A 13,323-nucleotide genomic window follows, 5' to 3' on the forward strand; every position below is an offset into this window, starting at 1 on the left:
CCCTCTAGCCAGACTCCTGATATAACTAGAAAAAATAGTCAGCTTTGGGTGTGTGAATGAATACGGAACAATTGCGCAAAACCTTAGGTGCCAGTCAATATGCAGAACAGGTATTGGCCAAGCACCAACCCCTCTTAGAACAAGATTATGCAGTTGACCGGTTTTTAACCCCTTTAAGCACCCAGCAGATTCAGCACACCGTGCAAATAACCTTGCAGGATATTCAGGATGAAGCCGAGTGGATGCGTAGTCTGCGGATTTTACGTGCCCGGCTGATGTTTCGCTGGATCTGGCAAGATGCCAACCAGTTAACCGATGTGGTCACCCTGACCCGTGAACTGTCCGATTTTGCTGATGTCTGTGTAACAGCAGCAAAAGATTTTGCCCGGGCTCCCTTGGTGGCCAAGCATGGCGAGCCGGTGGGCTATAACGGTAAAGTACAGGACCTGATCGTAATTGCCATGGGTAAACATGGTGCGCAGGAACTGAATTTATCCAGCGATATTGACCTGATTTTTGCCTTCGATGAGCAGGGCGAAACCAACGGCCGTAAATGTATTGATGTGCAGCAGTTCTGTATTTTATGGGGACAGAAACTGATTTATCTGCTCGACCATATCACTGCCGATGGCTTTGTGTTCCGGGTCGATATGCGCTTGCGTCCCTGGGGCGATGGTTCGGCCCTAGCGATTAGTCATGTGGCGCTGGAAAAATACTTAAGCCAGCATGGCCGTGAATGGGAGCGCTATGCCTGGATCAAGGCGCGCATTGTCACCGGTGGTAAAGAAGGGGATGAACTGCTGGAGATGACCCGGCCGTTCGTATTCCGCAAATATGTCGATTACACCGCCTTTGAAGCCATGCGTGAAATGAAGGCCATGATTGAGCGCGAAGTGCAGCGCCGTCATCTGGAAGATGATATTAAACTCGGTGCTGGCGGGATTCGTGAAGTCGAATTTATTGTGCAGGTATTCCAGCTGATTTATGGCGGGTCCAAGCTGGAGCTGCAAGACCGGCAATGTCTGGTCAGCCTGAATCATCTGGATGAAGCTGAATTGCTAGACAGCAAAGCCGTGGCTGAACTGGAAGATGCCTATTTATTTCTGCGCCGGGTTGAACATGCGATTCAGGCGCTGAATGACCAGCAAACCCAGTCCTTACCGACCGAGCCAGAATTGCGTCAGCGTCTGATCAGCACTTTAGGCTTTGCGAGCTGGCCGGATTTTATGGCTTTTCTGGATGAAAAACGCGCCAAGGTCATCTATCAGTTTGAACATTTAATTAAAGAAAAAGAACCAGACCCGCTGGTCGAAAGTTTTAGCCAGCTGGAACAGCGCCTGAATGAAGTGCTGGATGATCAGGCCAAAAATCTGGTACATGAATTCTGGTATGGACATGCGCTGAAAAAACTACCGGCCAAAGCGGTGCAGCGCCTGAAAACCTTCTGGCCGCATCTGGTTGAAGCGGTGTTGCAGTCAGATATGCCACAAGTCGCGCTGGTGCGACTGATGCCGCTGGTGGAATCGGTGATGCGCCGTACCGTGTATCTGGTGATGCTGATTGAAAGCAAAGGTGCGCTGCAACGTCTGGTGAAAATGGCTACCGTCAGTCCGTGGATTTGTGAAGAGCTGACCCATTATCCGGTGCTGCTGGATGAATTCCTGTCGATGGATTTTGAATTGCCGAAACGTCAGGATCTGGAAGATTCCTTGCGTCAGCAATTGCTACGGATTGAGGTCGATCAGGTCGAAGACCAGATGCGGGTACTGCGCCTGTTTAAAAAATCCAATGTACTGGCAGTGGCTGCCAGTGATGTGCTGGCCGAAAGTCCGCTGATGAAAGTTTCCGATGCGCTCACCGATATTGCCGAAGTGTCAGTCAATGCTGCTTTGCATCTGGCTTATCAGATTACCGCGAAAAAACATGGTTTCCCGCTGGATGCTGAAGGCCAGCGCTGTACGCTGGATCATATTGCTTTTACCGTGATTGGTTATGGCAAGGTAGGCGGGATTGAACTCGGTTATGGCTCGGATCTGGATCTGGTCTTTATTCATTATATGGATGAACAGGCCGATACCGACGGGCTTAAACCCATCAGCGGTTTTGAGTTTGCGATGCGGGTGGGGCAAAAGTTTGTGTCATTGATGACCACCCAAACTTTAGATGGCCGCGTTTATGAAGTCGATACCCGGTTACGTCCGTCTGGGGAAGCGGGATTACTGGTCACCAGCCTGAAAGCGTTTGAGCATTATCAGCTAAAAAGTGCCTGGCTGTGGGAGCATCAGGCGCTGGTGCGCGCGCGCAGTATTGCCGGTGAACGCTGCCTTCGGGACAAGTTCGAGCAACTACGCTGCCGGATTCTGACCCAGCCACGTGAACAGGCGCATGTGCGTGCTGAAGTGCTGAAAATGCGCCAGAAGATGAAAGACCATCTCGGTTCATCAAATGAGCAAAAAAAAGATGGAATTTTTCATTTAAAACAGGATGCAGGTGGTATCGTTGATATCGAATTTATGGCACAGTATGCGGTGTTAGCGTGGAGTGGGACGAATAAAGATCTCGCCCATTACTCCGACAATGTACGAATCCTTGAGGATGCCGCAAAGACAGGTTGCTTATCCAGCAACGATGCGACTGCTCTGATTCAAGCTTATCTCCGTGAACGCGCAGAGAGCCACCGCTTAGCCCTTGCAAATCAATCCATGCAAGTGTCTGCAAGCGACTGGCACGATACCCGAATGACCGTTTGCAAGTTATGGCAAAGACTGATTGATCCAGCTGCAGCATTTGCGCTGGAGAGTGAATAATTGTGAAAAATTGGAGTTTATGGCATGAATTTGGCTGATCGTGATGGTTTTATTTGGCAAGATGGACAACTGGTTGACTGGCGTGAGGCCAAAACTCACGTGTTGACCCATACCCTGCATTACAGCATGGGTGTGTTTGAAGGTGTCCGTGCCTATGAAACCCCGAATGGAACGGCTATTTTCCGTCTAAAAGAGCACACAAAGCGTTTGTTAAATTCTGCAAAAATTTATCAAATGAAAGTGCCGTTTGATCAGGCAACTTTAGAGCAAGCACAAATTGATGTGGTGCGTGAAAATAAACTGGCATCTTGCTATTTACGTCCAATCATCTTTATTGGTTCTGAAAAACTCGGTATTGCGGCAACAGACAACACTATTCATGCCGTGGTTGCAGCGTGGAGCTGGGGTGCTTACCTGGGTGAAGAGGCAATGGCGAAGGGTATTCGCGTAAAAACCTCATCATTTACCCACCATCATCCAAACGTGACCATGTGTAAAGCCAAAGCGTCTGGTAACTATACGCTGTCGATTCTGGCACACCAAGAAGTGGCGCATTCAGGTTATGACGAAGCCATGCTGCTGGATCCACAAGGTTATGTGTGTCAAGGTTCGGGCGAAAACGTATTCCTGGTTAAAGATGGCGTGATTCATACACCGGATATCGCTGGTGGTGCGCTGGATGGGATTACCCGTCAATCGATTATTACCATTGCTAAAGACTTGGGTTATGACGTGGTTGAGCGCCGTATTACACGTGACGAATTCTATATTGCCGATGAAGCCTTCTTTACGGGTACGGCTGCAGAAGTGACCCCGATTCGTGAATACGATGATCGTCAGATTGGTGAAGGTGTCCGTGGTCCAATCACTACGCAAATCCAGAAAGCCTACTTTGATGCAGTGCAGGGCAAAGACCCGAAATATGCACACTGGTTAACTTACGTAAAATAAGTGCAAACTGTAAAAAAGGACTCAGATGAGTCCTTTTTTATGGGCTGGGAAAATGTTCTTAATCATCCATACCAAAAATATCGCGGCTATAGACTTTCTCCAGCACATCCGCCAGTTCATCGGACTGGCGATTGGCAACAATCACATCGCTATATTGTTTAAATTCATCTAGATCTTGCATAACTTTGGAGTGAAAGAATTCATCTTCCTGCAAGGTCGGCTCGTAAATCACCACTTCCACGCCGCGGCCTTTAATGCGTTTCATCACCCCCTGAATGGCCGATGTCCTGAAGTTATCGGAACCACTTTTCATGACCAGACGGTAAATACCGACCACTTTCGGGTTGCGTTGCAGGACGGACTGGGCAATAAAATCTTTACGGGTGGCATTGGCATCGACAATGGCCTGAATTAAATTGCTCGGTACATTGTGATAGTTGGCCAGCAACTGTTTGGTGTCTTTCGGCAGGCAGTAGCCGCCGTAGCCAAAGGACGGGTTGTTATAATATTTGCCAATCCGCTGATCCAGACAGACGCCGTCAATAATCTGTCGGGTATCCAGCTGAAACAGCTGCGCATAGGTGTCCAGCTCATTGAAATAGGCCACGCGCATAGCCAGATAGGTGTTGGCAAACAGTTTGATCGCTTCGGCTTCGGTGGAACCGGTAAAGAGCACCGGGCAGTCTTTTTTGATGGCACCTTCGAGTAGCATATCGGCAAAGAGTAGGGCACGCTCCGACTGTTCTCCGACAATAATCCGTGAGGGATACAGGTTGTCGTGTAGGGCTTTGCCTTCACGTAAAAACTCCGGTGAAAAAATAATATTCCCACTGCGATATTTCTGTTTGATTTTTTCAGTAAATCCGACCGGAACGGTGGATTTGATGATCATGGTGGTGCAGGGATTAATCGACAGTACATCCTTTATCACACTTTCAACACTGTCAGTATTAAAATAATTGGTCTGCGGGTCGTAATCGGTAGGCGTGGCGATAATCACATAATCGGCATCCTGATAGGCATCGGCCTGATGCAGGGTGGCTTTAAAATTTAGGTCTTTATTTTTCAGGAATTCGCTAATTTCAGGGTCTTGCAGGGGAGAAATGCCATAATTCAGCAGTTCGACTTTTTCAGGAATGATATCGAGCGCCACTACTTCATGCTGCTGCGCAAAAATCATGGCATTGGAAAGGCCAACATAGCCGGTACCGACAATACTAATTTTCATAATCTATTGTTGTTCTGTGATGAGTTCTAATCTGCATTTTGAATGTGCAAGTTCGATGACGTTTTTCTGACAGTTATTTTGCAGTGGCTTTTCTTTGCAGCCATTCTGCTAATTTGTAACTCTGTGATATGATGGCGCCATTGCTCAGGTGGATCATGCGGCATGGCTTTACATGAAACAGAGATGAACTCTCAATCTTCTTTAATGCAGGAACAGAATGTTGTTCTGTGCATGAAATGGGGAACCAAATACGGTTCGGAATACGTTAACCGTTTGTACAATATGGTCAAACGCCATACCACAGTCGACTTTAAAATGGTCTGCCTGACTGACCGTACTGAAGGCATTAATCCGGAAGTGGAATGTTTCCCGATCCCGCCTTTAGCTTTGCCAGAAGGGGCGCCTGAGCGTGGCTGGAACAAGCTGTCGACGTTTGAGCCAGATTTATATGGCTTGACAGGCAATGCGCTATTTCTGGATTTAGATGTGGTCATTGTCGACAATATCGATGCATTTTTTACCCATCCGGGTGATTTTCTGATTATTCATGACTGGAAACGTCCATGGCGAATTACCGGCAACAGTTCGGTCTATCGTTTTAAACTGGGGGCTTTCCCAGGATTATTGCCGTATTTCCGTGAGCATTTTGATGAGATCCGTCAGAAATTCCGTAATGAGCAGGCGTATTTGTCTTGGTATGTCGATCAGGAGAAAAAATTAAGCTACTGGCCAGAGAGCTGGTGTAAAAGCTATAAATATCATTGTCTGCAAAAGATTCCGATGGCATTCTTTAAGCCACCAGTCAAGCCGGAAGGTGCAAAAATTATTATTTTCCATGGTGAGATTAATCCACCTGATGCAGTAAATGGCGGTGGTGGTAAATGGTATCGTTATGTGCTGCCCTCCAAATGGATTAAGGATGCATGGCAATAATTATTCAGTGTAGTAATTAAGCAATCAGGTACCTATTTTTAAGTGATGAAGTGAATGCAGCAGCAAATTGATATTGTAATTGCCTGGGTGGATGGTAATGATCCAGCACATAAAATAAAGCGGCAGAAATATCTAAATTCTCAACATAGTCTTTCTTCTGTTGAAGATACACGCTTTGCGAGTAATGATGAGATTTACTACAATATTGCATCTATACTTAAATATGTACCATACGTTGGAAAAATTTTTATTGTCACTGACCAACAAGCCCCATTAGCACTTTCCGCATTTCAAGATCAAGGTCTCTGCTCTAAAGATCAGATACAAGTAATAGATCATACAAGTCTGTTTTCTGGATATGAGCAGTGTCTTCCTACATTTAACTCTTTATCTATTGAAGCAATGTTATGGAATATTCCCAATATTTCTGATTATTTCCTTTATTTGAATGATGATTTCTTCTTTAATGCTCCTTCGGCTATAGAGGATTTCCTAATAAATGATCGAATAAAAATATATGGGCATTGGCAATCTAATTTTACTTTGAAAATGAAATATCAGTATCGAAGTTGGTTAAAGAAACAGTTTCAAAAAGAACCTAAGAGCAAGTATACGATTGCTCAAATGTTAAGTGCGGATATATTGGGTTTGAATAAGTATTATGAAATACATCATAGACCACATATTTTATCTAAACAGCTATTAGAAAAGTATTTTGAAGATCATACAGAAATACTCTATAACCAAATTCAATATAAATTTAGAGATTTTGATCAGTATTTACCTGTAGGTTTAAATAATCACCTTGCTATTCAGCAAGATAAAGCTATCTTAGAAGGTGATATTCAAATTGCATACTTAAAAAACAGTCAAGGAATTGATTCCTTTTGTAAGCAGTTAGTAAATACTGATTTTAAATTTGGGTGTATACAAAGCTTAGATCAGTTTAATGGTACTGATAGACTAAAAATTATAGAAGGACTGAAATACAAATTTTCAGATTATCTTCCCAATATATTGAAGAGCTAAATATTGTCATGAAAGTCGTTACATATCTGATTAATCTAGAAGGAAGTGATGAGCGTTTAAAAAATGCCACTGAAATTCTATCCTCTCAAGATGTTGAATTCATTAGATTCCCTGCAGTTGATGGGCGTGGTAAGGCGTTAACTGAATTTAAGGACTATAATGATGAAAAAGCAAAACAAGTAATGGGGAGAAGTTTATTAAATGCTGAAATTGGATGCTATTTAAGTCATATTGGTTGTATCCATCAGTTTTTGGCATCTGATGCAGATTATTTAATCGTATTGGAAGATGATATGGTATTAGAAAATGATTATAAAAAAACAATATATGAAGTTATTAGTTATTTAGACAAAAATAACAAAATAAATTGGAATGTTATTAATATTGGTCCCAAAAAAAAGAAATTTTTTAAAAAACTTAATAATTTTAATGGATATGAGTTGTTACGTGTATACTATTTTCCGATAAGAACTATTGGCCTTGTATGGTCAAGAAAAGGTGCTCAAGAGTTTTTGGAGCAAGGTAGTGAAATATTTATGCCAATAGATAATTATTTACAATATTGGCTAAGTCGAAATAGTAAAGGGCTTTCAATCTGGAAGCCTTTAGTAAAACCAAGTGGTTTTGAAAGTGTAATTGATAAAAATCGGAGTAAAAAGAAATATAATAGTTTATATTTTAGTATGAGAAAACAAATTAGAACGTGGAAAACAAGATTTATAGCTATTAATAATATGGTTATAAATAAAAATGGAAATCCTAATTAGGATTTCCATTTTTATTTAATCTTAAAAACAATTTTTTTAAGAAACTCTCTTTGAAAGGAGTAATTTTTACTTTTGGAATATCATTAGGGAAAATTAAATTTAGATGGGAGTATAGTTTCTGATCAACATAGTGAACTGATTGGTCTAATACTACACTGTTGGTACGTTGTGTTTTCCAATTATAGTTTATTGCTTTAAAATGAGCATAGTATAATCCTTTGATTCTTTTTAAAGAAACTTTTCTTATAGAATGGACTTTCCATTGAGTTAGATCATCTAGTTTTGATGGATTAATACACCACTTATAATCAGTATGTTGGTCTTTTTTACTTCTATATGCATAATTAAAAAAGCGAGTTGACACATTAGCATCTAAAGGAATTGATTGAATCCAAAAGCCAGGATAAATTAGACCTTTATGTTGACCTAATAATTTGAAAATAGATTCTTTTTTAGGTGTAATAATTAATTCATCTATATCTGCATTAATCACCCCAGCAGCATATTTCAAAAACCTGTGTTTGGCATGCTCAAACATACCATATTGGCAATAATCTGAATCCCAAGGAGTTTTTTCTTTTCCACTATAGATGCCGCCCTGCGGTCCATACTTAAAATTCCAAGGTACTAAATATATATCAACATCGAGATTCTGTTTGGTTAAAAAATCTTTTAGCTCTTCAAGAGTATAATGGTCTGAACTGTTGTCATAGAATAAAACAGTATCAATACCATGATATTTTTTATAAAAAAAGATCCAATCACTTATCCATTCAAATTTATTATTTTTTGAAAGAGTGAAAAGGACTTTTTTATCTTTAAATTTTTCAAGAAAGTTGTTATTAATACTTATATTAAATGAAATGTTTTTATAATTCCAAGTTAATATTTGGGGCTTTGTTACTACTTGGTTGATATAATTAACTTGTAGACGGTCAAATTTTATAGTATTTATTTCTTTAGAATAATTTTTATTATCTAAATAAAAGTTTGCTTCTTCAATAAAGCTTTCTAGTCCATTAAGAGGTGGTCCGGATATAATAACCTTCTTATTGGAAAAGAAAACATCATAACAAAGTGTTTTAGAATCAAATTTATCGTAATAATCATTTGGTCTTAAGTGAGCGGGTCTTGGAATTGTTCTACTATAATTTTCTGAATCTGGGATTATACAAGGAGATACATTAATGATTTCAATAGTATGTTTGCACATGGCTTTCCTGAAAAGTATAATAGAACTAATAGGTTGCTTTAAATCGTGTTGTGTTCGTTATAATTTAGCATTAATTTTATTTTTTATAAAGTAAAAAAATTAAAAGTTAAGACTAATTAATTGCTAATATATGTAAATCTACTACCACTATTGTCATGCTGAATAATGAATAAATTTATTTTTGAGTATCCTAAAGATTGGGTAAAAATGGCAGACTCACAAAATATAGCATTTTTGAATAATATTAATTTATGTTTAATTGAATTAAATCAATTGGTTAGCTCTATACCGGTAGGGTATCCATCATATGGTATAGCACGCCCCCATACAGAAGGTCCTTATCTCTCATTCCATAGTTATAACAATCCAGAAGGAGTGTGGTCTTATAAAGAAGCTCCTATTAAAGGACTATATTCTATTGATCCAAAAGGATATGGAGGATGGTCGGATATTGCTAAAAATCCAGCTAAATATCAGCATGAAATTAATAATATTGCTAACTATGATGAAATTTTGCAACCTTTTATTAATCAATTAAAGCAAGGTATATCGAAGTATAAACAATCTAAAACAAAGTTAACCTTTGAAGGAGATTTTATTCTATTTGCTTTACAAGTCAGAACTGATAGTGTTGCAGATCATGCTTATTTAGATGTGGTAGATGTTATTGAAAGGATCTCAGAGTTGGCTATTCAATATAAAAAAAGAGTAGTAATAAAACTTCATCCAAAATGTGATTCAGAATTATTGAAGTCACTTGTATTTAAACTAAGTTATAATAATAAGTGGATTTTTATTTCAAATGGAGATATTACTCAACTTATTCAAATGAGTAAGTGTGTGCTAGCTTGTAACTCTGGGGTTAGTTTAGAGTCCTTGTTATTGAATAAAAAAGTATATTGTTTTGGTGAAAGTGAGTGGTTTTCGATTACAAATAAAATTAAAGCATTGGATCAAGTTGAGGATATTTTTGTTAATTATGATTTAGATTATAATTTATCAATTTATCAAAAAAAATATCTGGCTTTTTTATTGTCAAAATACTGGGTTGGTTATAATGGTAAAGCTGAAATAAAAAGAAAGTTGGAGGTTATTATTGATGAAAATAAATTTATAAAGCAGAATATAGATATAGAGGAAGAGTCTATTTTAAATATTTTAAATGCTCAGGAAGATTATATGAAAAGAGTTAAGAGAGTTGTTTTAATTGAGCGTGATTTTGAAGGGCAGAAAAATTTATTGAAGCATCTAAGATCTAATCCTTTTTATTTAATATTTTATTTTATGAAATTTAATTTTTTAAAACTAAAGGGTAAGTTGAATATTTAATAATTTATTTTAGAATTTTCTTATTTTGATGATTGTTTATTTATATATACTTATATTAATGTAAACCTTCCTAAACCTCTTATACCCCCACAAATACTGTTCTGGAGCGACATTAATCATGCGCTCCATTTCTTTATTCAGTGTATCGACTGAAAGCTGCAAATCTTTGGCATTAATCTCTGCAGATAAGGTCTGCACATGCAGCTCAAAGCCACTTAAATCTTCACGGCGTAAACAGCTTAAGCCAATCACTGAACACTGGGTCTTGGCTGCCAGTTTAGAGAGCAAGGTAGAGGAAAGTGCATTCTGACCAAAGAAAGGTGAATAAATACCCCCCGACTCTTTAGGCACATGATCCGGTAAAATCGCAGCAAATCCACCTTGTTTTAAATGCTTAAATAAGGCACGTACGCCTGTTTCATCGGTGGGTACCAGTGTGGCATTAAGGCGCTGGCGTGCTTCCAGCATAAACCGGTCTACATCCGGATTTTTGCTCGGTTTATACATAATGACCGGTGCAGTATGTAAATTCACCCAGGCATTCATCAATTCCCAGGTGCCAAAATGCGGCACCACTGCCAAGGTCCCATTCGGGTTTTGCAGGGCGTCTAAAAAAATATCTTCTCCATGCACGACCTTGATCTGTTCAAGGGCAAACTCCGGTGCAGAACCCCAAATCTTGACCGATTCTGCATAGGTCATACATTGGCTTTTTATGCTGCGCTTTGTGAGCTGCTCCCGTTCTGATTCAGATAACTCCGGATAAGCAGACTTTAAATTAATTTCTGTCACACGTCGGGTGGAGGAGTTGCTCACATACAGCAACCAGCCCACAGATCGGGCGGTGACCTGAATCAAGCGCAGGGGGAGTTTGGAGAAATTTTTAAGAAGGGAATACATGAATCAAGCAAGAGTCCGCGCAATTATGGTCGATCTGCATTGCCTTTTAAGACCATATAAATCAGTCCGACAAAAATCAGCAAGGCGCCGATAATACTACTCAGGCTGAAATACACAATACGGTCATTGGTATCAAGCGCAAACAGGTTATTCGCCAAGATATAACGCATAAACAGCCATTGTACAATCGAAAAGACAATGAGCATGATACCACGGTTACGTACTGCAGGACGCATTGCCATTGCTGAATCACCTAAGAATGAAAACTGCAGTTATTATGCCATTGCTCGGCAGTGATCTCAATGTAATAAAAAAGCCCCGCAAGTGCAGGGCTTCTTTAGAATGACAAGCTATTATTCTTGAGATTCCGCTTTTGGTTTTTCACGTAAGCGAATACCCAAATCACGCAGTTGAGTCGCTTCAACTGGTGCTGGTGCTTGAGTCAATGGACATTCAGCAGTCTTGGTTTTCGGGAATGCAATCACATCACGAATAGACGCACCGCCGGTCATCAGCATCACTAAACGGTCCAGACCGAATGCTAGACCACCGTGTGGAGGCGCACCGTAACGTAAAGCATTTAGTAAGAAGCTGAATTTCTCTTCAGCTTCTTCTTCACCAATACCTAAAGCTTCAAAGATGGCTTTTTGCATTTCCAGGTTGTGAATACGCAGTGAACCACCACCGATTTCAGTGCCGTTCAATACCATATCGTAAGCGACAGACAGCGCAGCACCCGGGTTGTTCTTCACGTCTTCAACGCTTGATTTTGGCAGCGTGAATGGGTGATGCACAGAAGTCCATTTGCCATCATCAGTTTCTTCGAACATTGGGAAGTCAACTACCCAAAGCGGAGCCCATTCGCACGTCGAAAGATTCATGTCGTGACCGATCTTGACACGAAGCGCGCCCATTGCGTCATTCACAACTTTGGCTTTATCTGCACCGAAGAAGACGATGTCACCATTTTCAGCACCAACGCGTTTTAAGAGATCCAGCACGATTGGCTCGATGAATTTCACGATTGGCGATTGCAGGCCTTCGATACCTTTTTCAAGTTCGTTGACTTTGATGTAAGCCAGACCTTTGGCACCGTAGATACCCACGAATTTGGTGTATTCATCAATTGCACTACGTGGCAGTGAACCTGCACCCGGAACGCGAAGTGCCACAATACGGCCTTTCGGATCTTTGGCAGGGCCAGCGAATACCTTGAACTCAACGTCTTGCATTAAATCTGCAACATCAATCAGTTTCAACGGAATACGCAGGTCCGGTTTGTCGGATGCATAGTCACGTATCGCATCGGCATAGGTCATACGCGGGAATTTTTCGAATTCAACGTTTAGAAGCTCTTTGAACATCTTCACGGTCAAACGTTCCATCAGATCCATGATGTCATCATCGCTCATGAACGATGTTTCAACGTCGATCTGGGTAAATTCTGGCTGACGGTCCGCACGTAAGTCTTCGTCACGGAAACATTTGGCGATTTGATAATAACGGTCAATACCACCCACCATCAATAACTGTTTGAACAGCTGTGGTGATTGTGGCAGTGCGTAGAAGCTACCGTTAGATACACGACTTGGAACCAGGTAGTCACGTGCACCTTCAGGCGTTGCACGAGTCAAAATTGGGGTTTCAACGTCTAGGAAACCGTTGTCTTCGAAGTAGTTACGAATCAGGTTGGTCAGTTTAGAACGGAAACGTAAGCGCTCTAACATTTCTGGACGACGGATGTCCAGGAAGCGGTATTTCAGACGGATTTCTTCAGAAATATTGGTGTTTTCATCATTCAGTGGGAATGGCGGCGTTTCAGATTGAGCCAGCACTTCAATTTCTTTGCCCAATACTTCAATCTGGCCACTGACCATATTGGCATTTTCAGTACCCGCATAACGGCGGCGTACACGGCCTGTAATTTTTAATACGAATTCAGAACGAGCTTTATCTGCTGTGGCAAACGCTTCTGGGGTATCCGGGTCGATAACCACTTGTACCAGACCGTCACGGTCACGCATATCCAGGAAGATCACCCCACCGTGGTCACGGCGACGATGTACCCAACCACACAAGGTTACGGTTTGGTCGATTTGAGCTTCGGTTAAAGAACCGCAGTAATGAGTTCGCATCATAGCGTAAAAAATCCAACTATATGGGTTA

Annotated in this window: 11 protein-coding genes; 6 read left to right on the top strand and 5 right to left on the bottom strand. The window is 40.9% G+C overall.

Annotated elements, in window-relative coordinates; all coding sequences use genetic code 11:
- The first annotated feature begins 56 nt into the window (after positions 1-56).
- Both glnE and P253_RS11005 read left to right on the top strand, forming a co-directional pair.
- Complete coding sequence (gene glnE, locus P253_RS11000; protein ID WP_016658629.1) at positions 57-2,807, top strand: bifunctional [glutamate--ammonia ligase]-adenylyl-L-tyrosine phosphorylase/[glutamate--ammonia-ligase] adenylyltransferase; 2,751 nt, start codon at positions 57-59, stop codon at positions 2,805-2,807.
- A gap of 24 nt (positions 2,808-2,831) precedes the next feature.
- A complete protein-coding gene (locus P253_RS11005; protein ID WP_005180046.1) occupies positions 2,832-3,758 on the top strand; it encodes a branched-chain amino acid transaminase in 927 nt (308 codons plus the stop codon).
- Positions 3,759-3,816: 58 nt separating this feature from the next.
- Here P253_RS11005 and P253_RS11010 read toward each other — a convergent pair whose 3' ends face one another.
- The gene (locus P253_RS11010; RefSeq protein ID WP_016658630.1) at positions 3,817-4,986 is read right to left on the bottom strand and encodes a nucleotide sugar dehydrogenase; all 1,170 of its coding nucleotides are present in this window, start codon (positions 4,984-4,986) and stop codon (positions 3,817-3,819) included.
- Between the two features lie 162 nt (positions 4,987-5,148).
- Between P253_RS11010 and P253_RS11015 the strand changes: the two genes are divergently transcribed.
- From P253_RS11015 to P253_RS11025, 3 genes are read left to right on the top strand one after another with little or no spacing between them, the layout of a single operon-like run.
- Complete coding sequence (locus P253_RS11015; RefSeq protein ID WP_016658631.1) at positions 5,149-5,919, top strand: hypothetical protein; 771 nt, start codon at positions 5,149-5,151, stop codon at positions 5,917-5,919.
- Positions 5,920-5,973: 54 nt separating this feature from the next.
- Complete coding sequence (locus tag P253_RS11020) at positions 5,974-6,948, top strand: Stealth CR1 domain-containing protein (protein WP_016658632.1); 975 nt, start codon at positions 5,974-5,976, stop codon at positions 6,946-6,948.
- Between the two features lie 8 nt (positions 6,949-6,956).
- Positions 6,957-7,715, top strand: coding sequence for a glycosyltransferase family 25 protein (locus P253_RS11025; protein WP_016658633.1), 759 nt, complete (start codon positions 6,957-6,959; stop codon positions 7,713-7,715).
- Here P253_RS11025 and P253_RS11030 read toward each other — a convergent pair.
- Positions 7,708-8,928 (bottom strand): glycosyltransferase family protein, encoded by a 1,221-nt coding sequence (locus tag P253_RS11030; protein ID WP_016658634.1) that lies wholly within the window; start codon positions 8,926-8,928, stop codon positions 7,708-7,710. The genes P253_RS11025 and P253_RS11030 overlap by 8 nt on opposite strands.
- 165 nt (positions 8,929-9,093) lie before the next feature.
- Between P253_RS11030 and P253_RS11035 the strand changes: the two genes are divergently transcribed.
- Positions 9,094-10,257: a capsular polysaccharide export protein, LipB/KpsS family gene (locus P253_RS11035; RefSeq protein WP_016658635.1), complete on the top strand. Its 1,164-nt coding sequence runs from the start codon at positions 9,094-9,096 to the stop codon at positions 10,255-10,257.
- A gap of 36 nt (positions 10,258-10,293) precedes the next feature.
- Here P253_RS11035 and P253_RS11040 read toward each other — a convergent pair whose 3' ends face one another.
- The 3 genes from P253_RS11040 to aspS all read right to left on the bottom strand — a co-directional run bounded on the left by P253_RS11040 (position 10,294) and on the right by aspS (position 13,295).
- Complete coding sequence (locus tag P253_RS11040) at positions 10,294-11,157, bottom strand: lysophospholipid acyltransferase family protein (protein ID WP_016658636.1); 864 nt, start codon at positions 11,155-11,157, stop codon at positions 10,294-10,296.
- A gap of 23 nt (positions 11,158-11,180) precedes the next feature.
- On the bottom strand, positions 11,181-11,399 hold the full coding sequence (locus P253_RS11045) for a hypothetical protein (protein WP_005180031.1): 219 nt from the start codon (positions 11,397-11,399) through the stop codon (positions 11,181-11,183).
- A gap of 111 nt (positions 11,400-11,510) precedes the next feature.
- Entirely contained in the window at positions 11,511-13,295 is a 1,785-nt protein-coding gene (gene aspS / locus P253_RS11050; protein WP_016658637.1) for an aspartate--tRNA ligase, read from the bottom strand.
- Between the last annotated feature and the right edge of the window lie 28 nt (positions 13,296-13,323).

The sequence above is a fragment of the Acinetobacter indicus CIP 110367 genome (assembly GCF_000488255.1).
GTDB lineage: Bacteria > Pseudomonadota > Gammaproteobacteria > Pseudomonadales > Moraxellaceae > Acinetobacter > Acinetobacter indicus.

Bases quoted from the DNA above. Each gene is read 5' to 3' on its own strand.
- glnE (WP_016658629.1), top strand. From the start codon at position 57: ATGAATACGGAACAATTGCGCAAAACCTTAGGTGCCAGTCAATATGCA.
- P253_RS11005 (WP_005180046.1), top strand. From the start codon at position 2,832: ATGAATTTGGCTGATCGTGATGGTTTTATTTGGCAAGATGGACAACTG.
- P253_RS11010 (WP_016658630.1), bottom strand. From the start codon at position 4,986: ATGAAAATTAGTATTGTCGGTACCGGCTATGTTGGCCTTTCCAATGCC.
- P253_RS11015 (WP_016658631.1), top strand. From the start codon at position 5,149: ATGGCTTTACATGAAACAGAGATGAACTCTCAATCTTCTTTAATGCAG.
- P253_RS11020 (WP_016658632.1), top strand. From the start codon at position 5,974: ATGCAGCAGCAAATTGATATTGTAATTGCCTGGGTGGATGGTAATGAT.
- P253_RS11025 (WP_016658633.1), top strand. From the start codon at position 6,957: ATGAAAGTCGTTACATATCTGATTAATCTAGAAGGAAGTGATGAGCGT.
- P253_RS11030 (WP_016658634.1), bottom strand. From the start codon at position 8,928: ATGTGCAAACATACTATTGAAATCATTAATGTATCTCCTTGTATAATC.
- P253_RS11035 (WP_016658635.1), top strand. From the start codon at position 9,094: ATGAATAAATTTATTTTTGAGTATCCTAAAGATTGGGTAAAAATGGCA.
- P253_RS11040 (WP_016658636.1), bottom strand. From the start codon at position 11,157: ATGTATTCCCTTCTTAAAAATTTCTCCAAACTCCCCCTGCGCTTGATT.
- P253_RS11045 (WP_005180031.1), bottom strand. From the start codon at position 11,399: ATGGCAATGCGTCCTGCAGTACGTAACCGTGGTATCATGCTCATTGTC.
- aspS (WP_016658637.1), bottom strand. From the start codon at position 13,295: ATGATGCGAACTCATTACTGCGGTTCTTTAACCGAAGCTCAAATCGAC.